Annotated in this window: 17 protein-coding genes and 1 tRNA gene; 6 read left to right on the top strand and 12 right to left on the bottom strand. The window is 61.9% G+C overall.

The features are described from left to right. Window positions 1–52 precede the first annotated feature (52 nt). Complete coding sequence (locus BSY16_RS11090; RefSeq protein ID WP_069059717.1) at window positions 53–349, bottom strand: YjiS-like domain-containing protein; 297 nt, start codon at window positions 347–349, stop codon at window positions 53–55. Window positions 350–623: 274 nt separating this feature from the next. On the opposite strand from BSY16_RS11090, the gene BSY16_RS11095 reads away from it, so the two are divergent. Both BSY16_RS11095 and BSY16_RS11100 read left to right on the top strand, forming a co-directional pair. After that, complete coding sequence (locus BSY16_RS11095; protein WP_069061497.1) at window positions 624–1577, top strand: LysR substrate-binding domain-containing protein; 954 nt, start codon at window positions 624–626, stop codon at window positions 1575–1577. Beyond that, complete coding sequence (locus tag BSY16_RS11100; protein ID WP_083242888.1) at window positions 1571–2143, top strand: GNAT family N-acetyltransferase; 573 nt, start codon at window positions 1571–1573, stop codon at window positions 2141–2143. The genes BSY16_RS11095 and BSY16_RS11100 overlap by 7 nt, the downstream gene beginning before the upstream one ends. Window positions 2144–2203: 60 nt before the next feature. Here BSY16_RS11100 and BSY16_RS11105 read toward each other — a convergent pair whose 3' ends face one another. From BSY16_RS11105 to BSY16_RS11130, 6 genes are all read right to left on the bottom strand, one after another. Next, window positions 2204–2560, bottom strand: a complete 357-nt coding sequence (locus tag BSY16_RS11105) for a hypothetical protein (RefSeq protein ID WP_069059718.1) — start codon at window positions 2558–2560, stop codon at window positions 2204–2206. A 176-nt stretch (window positions 2561–2736) separates the two neighbouring features. After that, window positions 2737–3612, bottom strand: coding sequence for a dienelactone hydrolase family protein (locus BSY16_RS11110; protein ID WP_069059719.1), 876 nt, complete (start codon window positions 3610–3612; stop codon window positions 2737–2739). A gap of 82 nt (window positions 3613–3694) precedes the next feature. Beyond that, complete coding sequence (locus tag BSY16_RS11115) at window positions 3695–4114, bottom strand: MAPEG family protein (RefSeq protein WP_069059720.1); 420 nt, start codon at window positions 4112–4114, stop codon at window positions 3695–3697. Between the two features lie 95 nt (window positions 4115–4209). Continuing rightward, window positions 4210–4569: a hypothetical protein gene (locus tag BSY16_RS11120; protein WP_150129935.1), complete on the bottom strand. Its 360-nt coding sequence runs from the start codon at window positions 4567–4569 to the stop codon at window positions 4210–4212. Between the two features lie 147 nt (window positions 4570–4716). Next, window positions 4717–6213: an IMP dehydrogenase gene (gene guaB, locus BSY16_RS11125; RefSeq protein WP_069059722.1), complete on the bottom strand. Its 1497-nt coding sequence runs from the start codon at window positions 6211–6213 to the stop codon at window positions 4717–4719. Window positions 6214–6394: 181 nt separating this feature from the next. Further along, the gene (locus tag BSY16_RS11130) at window positions 6395–7390 is read right to left on the bottom strand and encodes an MBL fold metallo-hydrolase (protein ID WP_069059723.1); all 996 of its coding nucleotides are present in this window, start codon (window positions 7388–7390) and stop codon (window positions 6395–6397) included. Between the two features lie 275 nt (window positions 7391–7665). Here BSY16_RS11130 and BSY16_RS11135 point away from each other — a divergent pair, with 275 nt between their 5' ends. Further along, complete coding sequence (locus tag BSY16_RS11135; protein ID WP_069059724.1) at window positions 7666–9075, top strand: DHA2 family efflux MFS transporter permease subunit; 1410 nt, start codon at window positions 7666–7668, stop codon at window positions 9073–9075. 6 nt (window positions 9076–9081) lie between these two features. Here BSY16_RS11135 and BSY16_RS11140 read toward each other — a convergent pair whose 3' ends face one another. Genes BSY16_RS11140 through BSY16_RS11150 form a run of 3 tightly spaced genes read right to left on the bottom strand, consistent with a single transcriptional unit; the run spans window position 9082 to window position 11719 of the window. Next, window positions 9082–9465, bottom strand: a complete 384-nt coding sequence (locus tag BSY16_RS11140) for a VOC family protein (protein ID WP_069059725.1) — start codon at window positions 9463–9465, stop codon at window positions 9082–9084. Next, window positions 9465–10196 carry an RlmE family RNA methyltransferase gene (locus BSY16_RS11145; RefSeq protein WP_069059726.1) on the bottom strand — a complete coding sequence of 244 codons (732 nt, stop codon included), beginning with the start codon at window positions 10194–10196 and terminating at the stop codon, window positions 9465–9467. The genes BSY16_RS11140 and BSY16_RS11145 overlap by 1 nt, the downstream gene beginning before the upstream one ends. Further along, window positions 10193–11719, bottom strand: coding sequence for a Ppx/GppA phosphatase family protein (locus BSY16_RS11150; RefSeq protein ID WP_069059727.1), 1527 nt, complete (start codon window positions 11717–11719; stop codon window positions 10193–10195). Before BSY16_RS11150 ends, BSY16_RS11145 begins: the two co-directional genes overlap by 4 nt. 237 nt (window positions 11720–11956) lie before the next feature. Here BSY16_RS11150 and BSY16_RS11155 point away from each other — a divergent pair. Next, a tRNA-Gln gene (locus BSY16_RS11155) sits at window positions 11957–12030 on the top strand. 158 nt (window positions 12031–12188) lie between these two features. After that, the gene (locus tag BSY16_RS11160; protein ID WP_069061499.1) at window positions 12189–14273 is read left to right on the top strand and encodes a site-specific integrase; all 2085 of its coding nucleotides are present in this window, start codon (window positions 12189–12191) and stop codon (window positions 14271–14273) included. 43 nt (window positions 14274–14316) lie between these two features. On the opposite strand, the gene BSY16_RS11165 is transcribed toward BSY16_RS11160, so the two are convergent. After that, window positions 14317–16647: a hypothetical protein gene (locus tag BSY16_RS11165; RefSeq protein WP_069059728.1), complete on the bottom strand. Its 2331-nt coding sequence runs from the start codon at window positions 16645–16647 to the stop codon at window positions 14317–14319. 226 nt (window positions 16648–16873) lie between these two features. Here BSY16_RS11165 and BSY16_RS32405 point away from each other — a divergent pair, with 226 nt between their 5' ends. Then, window positions 16874–17377, top strand: coding sequence for a hypothetical protein (locus BSY16_RS32405; RefSeq protein WP_171902407.1), 504 nt, complete (start codon window positions 16874–16876; stop codon window positions 17375–17377). 142 nt (window positions 17378–17519) lie between these two features. Here BSY16_RS32405 and BSY16_RS11175 read toward each other — a convergent pair whose 3' ends face one another. Continuing rightward, on the bottom strand, window positions 17520–18458 hold the full coding sequence (locus BSY16_RS11175) for a DUF429 domain-containing protein (protein WP_069059730.1): 939 nt from the start codon (window positions 18456–18458) through the stop codon (window positions 17520–17522). Window positions 18459–18481: the final 23 nt, after the last annotated feature.

Consider the following 18481-nt stretch of genomic DNA (forward strand, 5'->3'; position numbering starts at 1 on the left):
CCTGCGGGGAAGTCTGGTGTCGACCAGGGAGGTAGGCCGGCACCATGAAAAATCAATCCGAGCGGCCGCCGCGCAGATGACGGCGGGCGCGTTCGCGTGCCGCAATCGTCAGGTGCAGGCCGGCATCGGAGAAGAACGAGGAGGTCATGACCTCCCGAACGTCGCTCCGGCACAGCCCCATGTCGAGGAGCTGATGATCGTCGAGTTCGCTCAACCGGTTGATCAGGCGGCGATTCTGCCAAACGCGCGCAACTCTGTAGGTGGCGTTGCGAACACGGTCGAAGAGGCTCGGGGCCGGACGGCGCGTTGCGAGGATATCGATTTCCAGTCTACGGTCGATCATGCGCATGGCATTTCTCCTTTCCGGCGCGGCGATCCATCGTCCTCGATGGGGTTTCGCTCGACACCCGTGATCGTTCGTCACCCGCAGGGACGGGTGACGGTTTACAGGTCAAGTCTTGGGAAGAGCCGTGCCGGGAGGTCGAGGCGAAGCGGCAGATCCTGTCGAACGATCGACCGGCGGACGGATCAATCGTTCAACAATTGCTTTTTCGCAGAATCTAATTGATCAGTCCAACGAATGTTTCTAATAGTATCAATCAAACAATCTTATGGGTGCCGTTATGTCCGCTCCGTTAGACATAGACCAGCTTCAGACCTTCGTTGCGATTGCCGATACCGGAAGCTTCACGCGAGCCGCCGAGCGGGTCTTCAAGACCCAGTCGGCCGTTTCAATGCAGATGCGCCGCCTCGAGGAACGCATCGGCAAGCAGCTCTTCATGAAGGACGGCCGCGGCAACCGGCTGACCGCCGAGGGCGAGCGCCTGCTCAATTATGCCCGCCGCATGATGCGCCTCAACAACGAGGCCATCGCCGCCTTCGACGACAACCGTCTCGAGGGCACGCTGCGGATCGGCACGCCGGATGATTATGCCGACCGCTACATGCCGGAAATCATCATGCGGTTTGCCAAGACGCATCCGAATGTCGAACTCTACATCGTCTGCGAACCCTCGGTGGACCTCGCGGAAAAGATGGGCAAGGGCGAACTCGACATCGCGCTCGTCACCCACAATCCACGCCAGCGCCAGTCCGATGTCGTGCGGACGGAACCGCTCTGCTGGGTCATGTCGGCCAACCATCCCCTGCCGGAAAATGCGCCGGTGCCGCTCGCTGTCGGCCGGCGGGATTGCCAGTGGCGGCAGATTGCCTGTGCGGCACTCGATTCCGTGGGGCGCGATTATCAGGTGTTGTTCACCAGCTGGTCGTCCACCGTCGTCGCCGCCGCCGTGATGGCGGGCATGGCCGTCTCGGTCTTGCCAGAATCGGCCCTGCGCCCCGGCATGAAAGTGTTGACCCAGGCCGATGGCTTCCCGCCGCTCGCCCCCGTGCAGATCGGCATCATGCGGCGGCCGGGCCTGTCTCCGTCGCTCTCCAATGCCATTACCAGCCATATCACGGCCTGCCTCGACAACATTACGCCGCTGACGGCGAACGATGACCTGACCGAGACCGAAGTGAAGGTCTTCCCACGCATCCAACGGCTGCGGCAGAGCAATATCCTGCCCGGATGGTAACGCAGCTTCCCCTCGACGGCATTCCCGCGCGCAAGGCCGGGCCGCCCACCGTGAGGATCCGCTTTGCCCGCGGAGACGAGGTCGAGACACTTCGCCAGATCGAACGCTCGGCCGCGCAGGCCTTCCGGCTGATCGAGGCACTTTCCTGGCTTGCCGTCGGCGACGTGCAAGACGCCGAGCGACATCACGAACTCCTCGCACAGGGAACGAACTGGGCAGCGGTTGGCGCGGACGATGATCCCGTCGGCTTCCTGAGCGCGGAAGTCGTCGGGCGCGACCTGCACATCTGGGAGCTTTCCGTCGACCATCTGCACCAGGGCTTCGGCATCGGGCGCCAGTTGATCCAGCACGCCATCGATCACGCCGCGGCGCACGGCCTCGATGCCGTGACGCTTACCACGTTCCGCACCATCCCGTGGAATTGCCCCTACTACGAACGGCTCGGTTTTCGCACGCTGGACGAAGCCGAGCTGTCGCCGCGTCTCGCGGAAGTGCTCGACCTCGAAGCCGAACACGGGCTTGCACGCGACACCCGTTGCGCCATGCGCCTGGCGGTCGACGGCTAGAGACAGAAAAGCCCCGGCGTGCTGCCACGCCAGGGCCTTCCTTTCAGAAAATGTGTGCGATCAGTCGTATGTCGCCTGCTTGCCATCGAAATAGATGGTGTTGGCTTCGCAGATATTGATCGTCGTCTCGTCGCCCTTGATGCTGGAGCCGTCTTCGGCCTCCCAGGTGACGTAAAACTCGATATCGCATCCACCCTCGTAGTTGAACTCCATGTTGGCGGTCTCGCCGCCATCCAGCTTGAAGTTCATCCAGTTGGCGCTCCATTCGCCGCCCTCGCCGGTGTAGAAGCCGTCGATGATGTAGCCGGAATCGTTCTTGATATCGAACTTCATGCCGGCGGCGGAAACGGCCGGGGCAGAAAGAAGCAGCGTCGCGGCGGCAAAGGCAGCGATCGATTTGATGGCGATAGACTTCACGGAAATGATCCTGTTTGAACAGTGATAAAATCGCTCGCCTGATGCCGCAATATTTTGCTTGGCCGCATGCTCGCAATGGTTTTGTTGCCCCTTAAGAAACGGGGCCGGACTCACCCGGAGCCCGGCCCCGTTTTCTCAAACGGCTCAGTCATTTGCTTTATTCGGGTGTGCACTCGCTAAACGAGATTCGCCCTCAAAAAGTCCACCGTGCGCTGCCAGGCGAGGTCAGCTGCGGCCTTGTCGTAGCGGGCGGGCGACGTATCGTTGTTGAAGGCGTGGTTGACGCCGTCATAGACGTGGATCTCGAAGGTCTTGCCCGCCGCTTCCAGCGCCTTGCGATAGGCGTCGATGCCGGCATTGATGCGTTCGTCGAGCCCGCCATAATGCATCATCATCGCCGCCTTGATCGCCGGCACGTCTTCCGCCGGCGGCTGCGCACCATAATAGGCGACACCGGCTTTCAGCTCCGGCGATTTGGTGGCGAAGCGATTGACGAGGCCGCCGCCCCAGCAGAAGCCGATCGCGCCGACCTTGCCGCTCGCGCCGTCGAGCTCGGTCAGGAATTTCAGGCTCGCCTCTGCGTTCGCCACCGTCACCGCGGGGTCTAGCTTGCCGATCATCTCGCGCGCCTGGTCCTCGTTCTCCGGCGTGCCGCCCGAGGGTGACAGGAAATCGGGTGCGAGCGCGATAAAGCCTTCGAGCGCCATGCGGCGCGCCACATCGCGGATATGCGGGTTTAGGCCACGGTTCTCGTGGATGACGATGACGCTGCCGAGCGGGCCGGCCGCGTCCTTCGGACGTACGAGATAGCCCTTCATCTCGCCGGAACTGCCGCCGTAGACGACATCCCTGGCAACGACACGGGCGTCATTCGAGGCGATCATTTCGGCGTTCGCCGAATTCGCCGCCAAGAGCGGGGCAATGGCGGCGGCGGCAGCGCCCGAGCCCGCAAGCGCCGTCAGGCGTTCCATGAAGCGGCGGCGGTCGAGCGTCAGATGGGTGTAGTCGTCATAGGCGTTGATCATCGCCTGCGTGATCTGCGGCTTGTCCATGGCGGATCCTCCGGGTTTCTAGCCGGAGGATAAGATAGGCCGCCCGATTGCGAGCGCGGAACACAACTGCGTTACTGCGTGCTCAGGTAAAGGCGAGCCAGACGCCGAGCCAGATCCACAGCAGGCCGACCACCGCAAGACCCGCGATGAACAGCGGACGGCGATAGCGGATGCGGTTGCTGGTGACATGCACATAGGCATGCGCATAGCGCAGCGCGACGAACAGCCAGCCACCGGCGACGGTCACCGGATTGTCGGCATCGACGAGGTAAAGCAGGATGCTCACGGCGTAGAACAGCACCGGCAGCTCGAACTGGTTGGCGAGGCAGTTCTTGACCACGAGGCTTTCGGTCGGCTCCTCACGGTTTTCGCGGAATTGCTCGACGCGTGCGCTGCCGTTCTTGACCGCACCGACGCGGCGGAACGAGAGCAGCAAATAGAGGCAGAAGACGAGCGCGACATGCGCGATCATCGGCCAGATCGTGGCTTCCGTGGGAGACATGATAATCCTTCGGCTTGTCGTTTCGAACCGGTTTAGGGGTTTCCAGTGGAAGCCTCAACCCGAAAGACCGTCACGACAGGCCGAAGGATAGGCTGTTACTGTGCTGTCAGGGTTTCGGTACCCGAGCCGTCCTTGCCGCTGATCGTCCAGGCGCCTTCGAGCACGCCATCGCCCTTCACCTTGTAAACGATGAGGCCAACGGCGTCCTGCAGCACGTAGCCCGCCGCGAAGGCGTCTTCGTAGAGCATGCAAATGCCGTTCGAGGTGGTGCCGTTGGTGGTCCACTCGATCGAGCAGGTGGTCTCGCTCGTCAGAGCGATCGTCGCCGTACCGGTATAGGCCGAGCCATCAAGGTTCGTGCCTTCGACGGTGTAGGTTCCGGCGTTGACCGTTTGTGCCTGCGCAGGCACGACCAGCCCCAGGCCCAGAAGGGCGCCAGCCAGTATCTTTTTCATGATGTCCCCCAGATGAAACCGGCGAGATTACCGGTGTCCCGATCCTAGCGCATACGTAGAAAAACGGAACAGGAATCGAGCGGCCCGGAAGACGAAAATGCCCGGCAAAGCGGGGCATTCGAAGGCATATCGACAAGCGTCAAACGATCAGACGGCGCCGGGATAATTCGGGCTTTCGCGGGTGATCGTGACGTCGTGCGCGTGGCTTTCGCGCAGGCCGGCACCGGAGATGCGCACGAAGGTCGCGCGCTCCTGATACTCCTTGAGATCCTTGCCGCCGACATAGCCCATGGAAGCCTTCAAGCCCCCGGCGAGCTGGTGCAGCACGCCCGAGACCGGGCCCTTGTAAGGAACCTGGCCCTCGATGCCTTCCGGCACCAGCTTCAGCGTGTCGCGCACTTCCGCCTGGAAGTAGCGATCGGCGGAACCACGCGCCATGGCACCGACGGAGCCCATGCCGCGATAGGCCTTGAAGGAGCGGCCCTGGTAGAGGAAGACTTCGCCCGGGCTTTCATCCGTACCGGCGAGCAGCGAGCCGACCATGACGGCCGAGGCGCCGGCGGCGATGGCCTTGGCCAGGTCGCCGGAGAACTTGATGCCGCCATCGGCGATGACCGGGATGTCGGCTGCGTGGGCGGCTTCGACGGACGCCATGATGGCTGCAAGCTGCGGCACGCCGACGCCGGCGACGATGCGGGTGGTGCAGATCGAGCCCGGGCCGATGCCGACCTTGACGGCGTCCGCGCCGGCATCGATCAACGCCTTGGTGCCATCGGAAGTGGCGACGTTGCCGGCCATGATGCGCACCGAGTTCGAGAGTTTCTTCACGCGGGCAACGGCATCGAGGACTCGCTGCGAATGGCCGTGCGCGGTGTCGACGACGATCAGGTCGATGCCCGCATCGATGAGCCGCTCGGCCCGCTCGAAGCCATCGTCGCCGACGGAAATCGCGGCGGCGGCGCGAAGCCGGCCCTGCGCATCCTTGGAGGCGTTGGGGTTCAGCTGCGACTTCTCCATGTCCTTGACCGTGATGAGGCCGACGCAACGACCGTCACCGTCGACGACCAGCAGCTTCTCGATACGATGCGTGTGCAGCAGGCGCTTGGCTTCCTGCTGATCGACGCTTTCCTTCACCGTGATCAGGTTCTCACGGGTCATCAGTTCGTAGATCTTCTGCGTCGGATCGGAAGCGAAGCGCACGTCGCGGTTCGTGAGAATGCCGACGAGGCGGCCGGCCTTGGCATTGCCACCGTTTTCCACGACGGGGATACCGGAAATACCGTGCATCTTCATCAGCGACAGCGCGTCGGCAAGCGTGGCGTCCGGGCTGATCGTGACCGGATTGACGACCATGCCGCTTTCGAATTTCTTCACCTGGCGGACTTCTTCGGCCTGTTCGGCCGGCGTCAGGTTGCGGTGGATGACGCCGAGGCCACCGGCCTGCGCCATGGCAATGGCGAGACGGCTTTCCGTCACGGTATCCATGGCGGAGGAAATGATCGGCAGGTTGAGTTCGAAGTCGTGCGCGATGCGGGTGGCGATGTTCGTCTGGCCCGGCATGACCTCGGAGTGACCGGGCTGCAGGAGAACGTCGTCGAAAGTCAGGGCTTCGAGACCGGTTGCGGTTTCAATGATGCGCGCCATAGGCCAAGTTCCTTTTAGGGTAAAGCTTACGCACCAAGGGGAACATTGGGAGATGTCCACCTCGGTCGCTTGCAAGAAATTCTTGGAAGTTGGCGAGGGCTGGTAACACGTTCATGACGGATTGGAAATAGCAAAAAGCCCGGAAGCGGTTCCGGGCTTTGCTCACGCACAGGCCGGTGCGTCAAATATCGAACTGGTAGCTCACCGGCACGAAGCGGTAGCCCTCGCCGCCCTTTTCGACGAAACCGGCGGCGGGGAACGGCATGTGGTAGCCGATGAAGGCGAGCTTGTCGGTCGCGATCATGTCGAACACCTTCTTGCGCGTGACTGCGGCCTGCGCCTTGTCCATGTCGAAACGCACCTCCCAGTCCGGCCGCTGAAGCGACAGCACATAGTGGTTTGCCGTATCCGCCGTAAGGATGATCGCCTTACCTTCCGATTCGACGCGGAAGATCATGTGGCCGGGCGAATGGCCGAAGGCATCGAGGCCGGTGATGCCGGGCACGACCTGGCCCTCGTTCTCGATGAAGGTCAGCTTTTCGGCGAACGGCTGCACCTTGGCCAATACGCCCTGATGGCCCTGCTCGGCCGGCGTGCCCATGCGCTCCGGGTTGACCCAGAAATCATATTCCGTGCGGCCGGTAACATAGCGCGCATTAGGGAAGGCCGGCTTGCCACCCTCCATCAGCCCGCCGATATGGTCGCCATGCATGTGGGTGATGACGACGACGGAAATCTGGTCCGGGGTGTAGCCGGCATATTTCAGCCCTTCGGTGAGGCGCCCCATGCCTGCGTCGCGCCCGCCCTCGCCCATGCCTGTATCAAACAGCACGACCTCCGAGCCGGTGTCGACCAGCGTCGGCGTGAAGCTGTTGACCAAGGTATCGGCAGGCAGGAAATTCTCGGTAAGCAGCGCGCCAACCGCGTCGGCCGACTGATTGAGGCCATAGGTCTCGTTCGGGGCACCGGAGGGGCGTATGCCATCGCGCACCGTCAGGATGCGAAAACTGCCGAGCTTGAAGCTGCGGGTTTCGAGGGGGCTTACGCGCATGTCGGTGGCGTCACTCTCGGATTGGGCGAAAACAGCCGCGCGGTTCAAAACCAGCGGCGCGGCCAATGTGCTCACACCTACGGCCAGAAACAAGGATCTGCGCGAGATTGTCGAATGGTCTCCCATGGGTATATCCCTTTTTGTGAAAGCTGCACCGCCGTTCTAGAGGCCGGCGTCGGCATGAAGATGACACGCGGGAATCTAGGGCGCTGTCACGATCCGGGCACGCCGCATCACGGGCTTGTGATGCTTGAGGCAAATCCTCACGATTTGACAGATCGCAACGAGGGGCGCAGAAGACGGGCGGGCCCGCGCGCTATCTTTTGTTTCGCAGTTCCGGACGCAAAACCGTTGCACACTTTTGCTGGAACTGCTCCAGGACCTCCGACCCCGATTGCCTGATGAACCGTATCGTCCCCCTCATCCTCGCCGTCGCGCTCTTCATGGAGCAGATGGATTCCACCGTCATCGCTACGTCGCTGCCGGCGATTGCCGCCGATCTCGGCGTGGGACCGATCACACTGAAGCTGGCGCTCACCTCCTACATGGTGTCGCTCGCGACCTTCATTCCGCTCAGCGGCTGGATGGCGGACCGCTTCGGGGCAAAACGCATCTTTCGGCTTGCCATCCTCGTCTTCGTCGCCGGCTCCATCCTCTGTGCCGTGGCCGACAGCCTCATCGCCTTCGTCGTCTCGCGCTTCCTGCAGGGCATGGGCGGGGCAATGATGACGCCGGTCGCCCGCCTCGTGCTGGTGCGCAGCACGTCGCGCTCCGAGCTGGTCTCCGCCATGGCGCTGCTGACGATCCCCGCACTCGTCGGCCCGCTTGCCGGCCCACCGCTCGGCGGCTTCATCACCACCTATTTCTCCTGGCACTGGATCTTTCTGATCAACGTGCCGGTCGGCATCATCGGCTACATCCTTTCCGGCATCTACCTGCCGGAAATCCGCGCCGCCGCCCCGCCGCCGCTTGACTGGATCGGCTTCTTCCTGAGCGCCGTCGCCGCCTCCGGCACGATGTTCGGCCTCTCGGTGATCAGCCTTCCCGCCCTGCCGCCGATCATCGGCATCGCCGCGACCGTCATCGGGCTCGCCTGCGGCGTGCTCTATGTGCGCCACGCGCGCCGCCACCCGACGCCGCTGCTCGACCTGAAACTCTTCCGTGACAGCGCCTTCCGCGCCGCTGCCATCGGCGGCACGCTGTTTCGCATCTCGGTCGGCGCCGTGCCCTTTCTGATGCCGCTGATGCTGCAGGTCGGCTTCGGCCTGTCGCCCTTCCAGTCCGGCCTCGTCACCTTCACCGGCGCGATCGGCGCCATCACCACTAAATTCATCGCCAAGCGGGTGCTGACCTTCGCCGGCTTCCGCACGACGCTGATCGTTGCCGCCATCTGCGGCACCGTGCTGACCTTCGTGAATGGCTTCTTCACGCCGGCCACGCCCTTCTGGTTCATGGCGCTCGTGCTGCTGGTCGCGGGCCTTGCACGTTCGTTCTTCTTCACCAGCGTGAACGCGCTTTCCTTTGCCGATATTTCCGACGAGGATGCCAGCAAGGCGACCTCGATGACCGCAGTGCTTCAGCAGATGAGCCTCGCCATGGGCGTCGCGGTCGCCGGCACGATCCTCGAAATCGAGACGTCGCTCACCGGATCGCCGCTCGAACTGCGTGATTTCCAGATCGCCTTCATGGTGATTTCGGCCATCACCATCACCGCCGTCATTCCGTTCATTACCATGGCAAAGAACGCCGGCGCCGCCGTCTCCGGCCACCGTCTGGTGGCACCGGAAGAAGAAACGGCCGCGGTGAAGTAGGAAGAGCTATTCCGGCTTTTCGCAGACGGCGGCGATCTTGTTGCCGTCGTGATCACGAACGAAGGCCGCGTAGAAGCTGGCATGGAACGGGCGCAGGCCCGGCGCACCTTCGTCCGTACCACCCTGCGCCAGCGCTGCGGCATGGAAGGCATCGACGGCGGCGCGGGTGGGCGCGACGAGGGCAATCGTCACGCCATTGCCGAACGTCGCGGGCTCGCGGTTGAAGGGCTCGACCACCCAGAAGCGGCAGCGCATATCGTCATCCGCACCATAGCCGATCTCGCCCGGCGCTTCCTTCTGCCTGATATAGCCGAGGAATGGCAGCACGGCATCGTAGAACCGGCCGGCGCGGGCGAGGTCGTTGGTGCCGACGGTGGTGTAGAGAAGCATCAGGCGCCCTCTTCCGTGTCCGCCGCCTCGTCCCTCGCCTTGCGGCCTTTAAAGCCCTTGGCGAGCAGAAACATTTCCACCGATTCGGCGCGCGAGGCACCGGGTTTCACATGGATGACCTGCCTGAAATTCTGCTTGAGCATGTTGAGGAGATCACGCTCCGTACCGCCCTGGAAGGTCTTTGCCAGGAAATGCCCACCCTCGGCCAGCACCTCCACGGCGAAATGCGCGGCAACCTCGCACAGATGCATGGTGCGTATGTGGTCCGTCTGGCGGTGGCCGGTGGTCGGCGCGGCCATGTCGGACACCACGAGATCCGGCGTGCCACCGACGGCTTCGATGAGCTTTGCCGGGGCATCGTCATCCAGAAAGTCCATCTGGAGGACGCGCACACCTGCCAGCGGGTCCATCTCCAGGAAGTCGATGGCCGCAACGCGCGGGTCGGCATCGGTCGAATCCGTCACCTTGGCGGCGATCTGCGACCAGCTCCCGGGGGCAGCACCCAGATCGATGATGCGGCGGGCACCGGCGAGAATGTTGTGCTTCTCGTCGATCTCCAGCAGCTTGAAGGCCGCGCGGGCGCGATAGCCCTCGAGCTTGGCGCGCTGCACGTAGGGATCGTTGATGTGGCGTTCGAGCCAGCGGCGCGAGGACGCCTTCAGCTTGCCCTTCTTGACCTTCTGGCCGAGTTTGCGGCCAGTGCGGTTGCCGGCAACGGGGGGCTTGCTCATGATGCCTGTCCTTCGGGCTTTGCCGGATTGCGGGGGCCGCCGCGATGGTTGCGACGGTGGCGGCCGCGGCGCCAGACGCCGTCATCAGCCATCATGTCGGTGAGCAGGCCTTCGCGCAAGCCGCGGTCGGCGACGCGCATGCGGCGCGACGGCCAGCGTTTGCGGATCGCCTCCAGAATGGCGCAACCGGCCAGGACGAGATCCGCGCGGTCCGGCCCGATGCAGGGATTGGCTGCACGGGCGGAAAAATCCCAGGAGAGAAGCCGCGCCTGCATGGCCGAAACCTCGTCGTCCGACAGCCAGACACCATCCACCCGACGGCGATCGTAGCGCGGCAGGTCGAGATGCACGCCGGCTAGCGTCGTGACGGTGCCGGAGGTGCCGATGAGGTGGAAATCCTCCGGTGCGTGGATTCCCTCGCCCGGGCAATCGAAGCCCGCCAGCATGCCTTCGACTTCGGAGACCATGTTGGAAAAGCCTTCCGGCGTCACATCGCGCCCACCATGGCGTTCGGACAGCGTAACGACGCCGACCGGCAGCGACGTCCAGTGCGTGATGTGGTTGGCAAGCCGGCTGGAGCGGTTGTCGCCGATGCGGATGACCGCGATTTCCGAAGAACCGCCGCCGATGTCGAACAGCACGACCGACCTGGCTTCCCGCCCGACGAGCGAGGAGCAACCGGAAACGGCCAGGCGCGCCTCGGTCTCGCGGTTGATGATTTCGAGTTCCAGCCCGGTCTCTTCCTGCACACGCTCAAGGAAGGCTTCGCCGTTCGTCGCTGCACGGCAGGCTTCCGTGGCGATGAGGCGCGCGCGGCGGATGTTGCGGTTCCTGAGTTTGGTCGCGCAGATCTTCAGCGCCTCGACGGAGCGATCCATCGCCTCTTCGGACAGCCGCCCACTGGCAGCAAGCCCCTCGCCCAAGCGCACGATGCGCGAAAAGGCATCGACGACGCGAAACTGTCCGGGCCGTGTCGGCTGGGCAATCAGCAGCCGGCAATTGTTGGTGCCGAGATCGAGCGCCGCATAGAGCGGCGCGTCATAGGCGTCGCGCTCCGCAAAATGGTGCGGGGCATCCCGCCGGGGTTCCTGGGATGCGGGGCGCCGTTCGACGACAGGCTCGATCGCCGGCGAAACGACCTGGGCATCAACTGCGGCTGGCGGCGTGGACTTCCGTCCGCGCTGCTTGCGCCGGGTCGCCTTGCGGCCATCCGCCTGGTGCTGGTCCTGCTGCGAGGCTTCCCGCTGGCCGACGGGCGTGAGCGGTCGCACGTTTCCGCTCACGGCGCTCTTGCCGTGTTTGCGACGCTTGTTCCGGCGCGCATTGTTGCCGCTCAAGTCGGCTTTGGGGCGCTCGGCGACAGCGGATAAACCGGCCGCCTGGCCTGCGGACGGGGAAGCGACAGAGGAGCTTGCGCCCTTCTGCTTTCCCTTGCGGCGGCGCGACCGCTTCGGTCGCGCGCCATTGTCCGCATCTCGCGCCCCGGAAACGGGCGGCTTTTCGCCGCTGTCGGGGTCGTTCACGTTACTTGCCTATGGCGCCGCGCAAAGCTTTGAAGCTGCAAGCAGGCGCTCTCTCGATCTTCGTTGGCGCGACATTACCAGCGCCCGGCCCGTTCGCCAAATTCTTTTTGTGACGCGACGGCGACAGCCGGGCCGGCAAAAGGCCGAGGCAATTTTCTCGAAAAAACCATTTGCATCTCGCCGCCGTTTGTTTATAAGCCCGCCTCACAGACGCCGGCCAAGCCGGGACCGTTATGCTGGGGAATAGTTCAACGGTAGAACGACGGACTCTGACTCCGTTAATCTTGGTTCGAATCCAGGTTCCCCAGCCAATTCTCCCTAAAAGCTCTTAATTCCTTGATTTTCCAGTCGTGCCGGATATCGTTTTGGCATCATTGGCGACCTGATGCCCAGAACTGATGCCCAAAGGTGATGCCCAGCCGAATTCGGCGCGGTCAAACCTTCAGGCTTGATACAGGGTCTGTTCGTCATGGCTGTGCGCCACGAGGTCGAGAATCTCACCCGCCGCGGAAACATCTTCTACTGGCGCCCCCGGGTACCGGCCGCTTTCACTCAATGCCAGCCCGGCAGCCGGCTTTCACTCAGCCTTCATTGTTCCGACCATAAAAAGGCGCAAGTCATCGGCCGCAAGCTCAACACGCGGCTGGCCGAGTTGAAGACGCATTCGAAGGAACCGATGTCCAAGCAGCAGCTCCAGAAACTTTGCGAACACGAGCGAGACAAGGAACTCGAACGGCTCGAGAAAATCAGCGACGCTGCGAAGCGCTTCGGGCGGGCTGGCGATGTCGTTGAGATGGAACTCGATCTCGAGGCGGGCTGGGCCTACCAACTTCTTGCCAAGTTCGGAACGCGTGCGGAGCTCAGCCTCGAGGGCGCTTGCGTCGGCCTGACCTATCTCCTGCGGAACGGTGTTCCAGCCTCGCATGTCGATGCCGTCCGGGCGAACTATCGAAGCGAGCGCAGCACGGCTCGCAGCCCCGGGTTCGAGGAGGGCATCAGACGATTGATGTACAACTTTGAAATCGACGACACGGCACTCAATCGCGAACGCGCCATGTCAAAGATGTTCGAAGGCCGGGCCGCCGCCCTACTCGACATCGATGAGCGCCACGAGCTTGTCGACAAGAGTCAGAGCGAGTTCACAGGCGGCGGAAGAGCCAATGCGGCTGCCGCCGTGGTCAGCGCAGGAGACATCAAGGCCGCAGGCCCTGCTCCTGCGCCTGCGGTCGATGAGCGACCCTTGCCGACGGCTCTGATCGCCATTCCAGAAGAAACGGAAATCACCCAGCTCGATCTGACCCCGCGCCCGGCGGTGACGAAGAAGTCCACCTCGAAAGCTTCTGAGGCCGAGCAACGGGTGGTCGCCGTTTCCGATTTCGAGCAAGAGTGCGAAAAGCTCATCGCCAACATGGGAGACGAATGGGAGCCAGCGACCGCGCGGGATGTAATGGCGCTGGTGCGGATGTTTAAATCGGTACTCATCGAGCATGGCGTGGAGCATTCCGGACAGATTGAGCAATTTCACATTGGTCAGTTGCGTCAGCATCTCAACCACATTCCAACCGACTGGGGCCGCAGCAGCCGGATGCGCGTGATGTCGGCGCCGGAACTCCGTAATGAGGGAGAAAAGCTACGCCTGGCGGCGGAGGCTTCCGGCACTAAGGCGAAGGTCGGTCTCGCCGCGGCGACGGTCCGCAAGCACTTCGGAAACCTCAGCCATTTCCTGAAACATCTGAAAGGTCACGGCTTCGAAATCGAGGAATGGACCTTCGAGGGCTTGCGCCCCAGAAAGCCCAAGGCTGGCGAGGTCCGTGGCAAACAATTCAAGCCATCCCCGGCGGATATCGCTCCGATTTTTTCCAGCCCGCTTTATGTTGGTTCGCATGGGCATCTGCGCGGGAAAAGGCGCCAGCCGGGAAAACAAGTCTTCCACGATTCGCTTTATTTTCTGCCGATCCTGTTCACCTATCTCGGCCCCCGACGGAAAGAGTTTGCCGGACTTCATGTGAATGACATTGCAAAGGACGGGGACGGCTACGTCATCATCCTTCGTACGAACGGCATTCGTGGATTGAAGAATGTACAGTCTAAGCGACTACTACCTGTGCCGGAGGAGTTGGTCCGCTTGGGCTTCATCGACTACGTTCAAGCCATCAAGCAGTTGGGGTACGAGGCACTTTTCCCGGATCTCTTCTCTGACAAGACGGATAACGATCCCGGAGGTCGGTTCTACGACACCTTTGTCCCAATCATGCAGGGAGCGCTCGGTGAGAATATGTGGGATCGAGCAATTCACGCGCTTCGGCACGGCATGGCCGATACGTTGAAACAGGCGGGTGTGCCGACTGAAGTCATCGACGACATCTCTGGACGGCTAAGCGAGGGTAGCGAAACCAACACGCGATACACCAACCCAGCAGGCCTTCCGTTGATGCGCAGTGCTCTTAAACATTATCCGGTCATCACATCGGGCGTCGAACGACAGCCTCTGCATCTTCTCCCATGGATCGAGAAGAAGCAGCCGCCGCCGTGGGCACGCAAGGGCAAGAAATAGAATGCTGAGGCGGAAATGATTTCCGCCTCAGCATTCCAGAAAACTAAGCTGCTTCCCAAACCTGATTGAGAATTCGTGCCGCCAGTGCCGCCTTGTCCTGCGGCAGGAAACGGCCGTAGTGCTTAGCCACCATGTCAGCCGTATCCTGGATCGCGTAGCTTGCTTGCTCGTATGAGCCGGTCTGCTTCAAGATATGGGTCGCGAGCACATCCCGCACGTTATGTGGACCATGAGGCAGCAGACCCTTGATCGCCCCTCGGCCGGTATAGGGATTATAGATGCCGTAACGCTGGATGGTCAGCCTCCAGGCCTCGTAGAAGGTCGTCACGTCATATGCCGCATCGGTGCTAGTCGTCTTGACGGTTTTCACGAAGAACGTTCCTGGATCAGCAACGCCCCTGAGAAGCGTAGCGCGATGCCGTTCGACATAGTCATCGATATAACGGTAGAGGTCGAGCAGATCCGGTAGAACCAGTCGGAACGGCTTGTCTCCGAAAAATGACGAATGGGCATTCTTGAAGGCCACTGCTGGAATCAGCACTTCCCAGCCACCGTCTCGCTCACTCCAACGGATTTCCCCGCGCTTCAGCTTTTCGAGGACACGTTCCGGACGCGGCATCTGTCCGCGTGGGCAGAGCATCAATTGCCGAAGATTTTTCTGGCGAAGCCCCAGATGCAATCCCAGCCGCAACATGAGGAACGATCGAACTGCCTCCGCGGCCGGGCGCGGATAACGCTCTTCGTCCGGCATGAGGCGAATGATCTCCTCGGTGATCTTGCGATACTCGCCAACCGGACTTTCGGCCTCGAGCACTGGCATGATCGGCTCGAAGGGATCGCGATGGACGCGGGCAATGCGCTGGATCTCCTTTACACGATGAGCGGCGTGCTTGTGGAAATCCTCACACGCACCATGCCAATCCTCTCGGGCATAGTCGATTTCGTTTTGCGAGACGAGACCGGGAATGGGCTGAACGCGAGCGAGAAGTTCAGGATGCTGTCGAAGCCATCCAGTGCCTCCCTTGGTGATCGCCAGCGCTATCCGCAGCATATCGACTTCCCAGGCCGTATAGAAACCGCGACGGCTTTCACGCCATTGCAGATACCAGTCCCATATGCCCGGGAAGATAAGCAGACCGAATGTCAGGTGGCGGACCGGCACGCCGTACCCCTTGATCTCGCCCGTCCTCGACGCAGCCAAGGCGCCGAACATGAGGCCCAGATGCTCGATCTTCTGAGAAGCCGTCTCCTCGCCCCAGACGCCGTTGCGTTGGAAGCCGATCGACGTGAGGGCCGAGGTTTTGAAGCGGACGAGGTCTGCCATTTCTAGGGCCAATGCGGGCGGTGCATCCACGACGCCCGACAGGAGATCGGGATCCTCGATCCATGTCTCCTCATAGTTTGCCGGCACCGCGATCTTGCCGTCTCGCGGTGCACGTCCGCCATAGGACACGCCCGGGAAGCGGATGGCGTAACGCTGCTTGGCTGCGGCCGCCTGGAATTTTCTGTAATCCGTTGAGCCGCTGATGATTACACGACGCACCCAATCCAGGATCTCCTGGCGCTTGGCAAATGGCAGAGCATTGAAGTCGTCCGGGAGATGCCAGGCGATCCTTCGACGTTCAGCCGGATCGAGTTCCGACAGATTGAAACCGGACGCTGACCGTGACTGATGCGGAAGTTTCGCCTTGAAGTATCCGTCGGGAAGGCGGTAGCGGCGCTCGATCCGCCCGAGCACTTCAAAGCTGTCGGTGCTGCGAGGCACGCGCCGTCCTTCGATCCAGCTCAGCAGTGTGTTTTTGTCCATAGCCTCATCGGAGCGGACGACGGAACGATGGAGGACCCAATAGGTTTCGCCATGCCGCCGCATATGAAGCTGGAGCGCCTCAGCGAAACCGGAAGGATCGGTCCATTCCCGGAACAAGGGTTCCGGAAACTCGATGATGTCCGCCGGCTTTCGTTTCGGGAGATCGTCCCGAGGCCGCGCGTTGTCTGCTGCGACAGTTCCCGGACGAGCCTTCGGCTGATCGGCCAAAGCCGCCTTCTTGTTGTTCGCGATAGATTTCCGCGAACCGGGTGGCGCATCTTTCCCGGCGTCGCCATCCCTGCTCCATCGAATGATGGCATCAAAGGCCGGATCGATTGCACGGTGATGTACGGCGAGCATCGCCGCATCCACGCCAGTCAGCCGGGCAACCACATCCCAATCCGTGTGACCTCCGGTTCGCTGCGGACCACAACGTCGCTCGATGAGACGCCGCATATAGGCATTGAGGGCGTCGGCATCGTTGGTCGAGAAGATTGGGGACAGTCGCATCGCGCAATAGGCGTCGATCTTGCGCTGGAAGGCTTTCTTTGCGGTAAGTTTCGTCATTTCACTTCATGCTCGTTGTTACTGGGCCCCTCAGTTCCAGGGGGCGGTCGAGCTAAGCGAAGCGCGTTAATGAAGCGTTGGAGCCCACGGCACACTCTGGAAATTCGATTCAGAATCGAACGGCGTTTTACGAAGTAATGGGTGGAGAACACGTGAAATGGACAAACGCCGTTAGGCGCTGAGCGGTACCAGCAACAAGGAAGACCGGAACCGAAGGTGGTCCGAAATGAATGACCGCTCAAGCATCCTGATCGACACCGTCGGGATAGAGGAGGTGAAGCTTCCGGCGGAACGGAAGGCCACCGGACCGGTACTTCGAGACGAGATCGTCGAAGACCCTATCGCATTCGCCCTCATCGAAGCCTTGATCGCTCAGCATAGACACGATCACGTCCTGGAATTTCCCGAGTTCAGCCTCCTGGCCTTTATCGACCGCCCTGCGGATGAGCCAGTAAAGGGCCACCCTCGCGAGATCATCCCGCTCAGGCCGACGGGCACTCCTGTTCGCATCACGAAGCGCCTTCTGCCGCTGCCTTGCCGCTTTTACATTCATCATTCGCCCTCCCATTCCTCGGCCTCCCCAATGGTCAGGGGACCGGCCGACCGGCGCAAGCGCCGTTTGGCAGAATCGAAAATATCGAACCGGGAATCGGCAGCTCAGAGATTTGAATCAAAAGAGCGCAATTTGTTTCACGTTGCGGGCACGTTGCCTTGCATCAATACAGGTTGACCCGCAGCAAACGGCGTTGCTGAATCATTCGGTTTGAGTTCTGAATCAAAAATCCCGAACTCGGAATCAAAAGAGCGCAATTTGTCTCAGGTCCTGAAGACGTGAGGTACGTTGCCGACAACCTGCCTCACGTCATCTCGGGTTACCGTGCATCATTGCGATGATGACCGAGGATCCAACCCTCCCATCTGCGCACCCCATCGATATCCGGAACGCCCTCGTCGCGCCGCCCGTCGACGACGTCGAGCATACCGAGCAGGCCGACGGCTGCATCAAAACGGTCTTCACCGGCTTTATCCGCGCCGAACCCATCTTCGATCATCGGCAATAAAGCATGAGCGTCGATATCCGGCCGTGCCTCAAGCCAAGGTATCATCATCTTCGCTATCCGCTGGCGGTCTGCCTGCCGCCGCTTGCTCCAGCCGCCGCGGGGCATGCCGAGCTGTCGGTAGACGTCACCGGGATAAGTCTCAGCGATGACGCATGGCCTCGTGTCGAGGAGATCGGCCAGTCGACCGTCGAATGGCCAGAGGCCGATGTCATCCAGCCGGGGGACGATCATCTCGCGCCACCCGGTGATGGCACCCTTTCCGACCTGATTGCCGCCGAGCGTCCAGAACAGCATGCAGGCGGCCTGCCTATCCGGGGTCGCGCGTTCGCACAGACGCAGAAGCGCGTGCGGATCGGTTACGCCGAGAGCATCGAAGAGATGCGCGCGTTGGGTGCCGCCCGGCCGCGCCGGATAGAACGGGCGGTGGAGGGAGATACGGCTACGGTGGTCGGCAACGCTATACCAGTCCGACCAGATACCCGATCCGAACGAGGCAAGGGCTTCACGAAACGAGCCAAGCTCGGTAGCGCGCGCGTAGGCCATCGGAAGACCGATCGGTAAATCGAAGCCGAGGAGCAGAGCGCCTTTGTCCACCGATCTGGCCTTCATCCGGTCAATCAGGGTCGACGTGTCGCCCACCAGCTCTGGTGCATGGACCTGCCAGCGCAGGCCGTCCCGGATGGTGACCGACATCCAGCGCTTCTTCCTGTCCATGCTCCAGTCGCAATGCGCGACGACAGCGACATTCATACCTTGCTCCCCATCACGATGCG

Source organism: Sinorhizobium sp. RAC02, assembly GCF_001713395.1.
Lineage (GTDB): Bacteria > Pseudomonadota > Alphaproteobacteria > Rhizobiales > Rhizobiaceae > Shinella.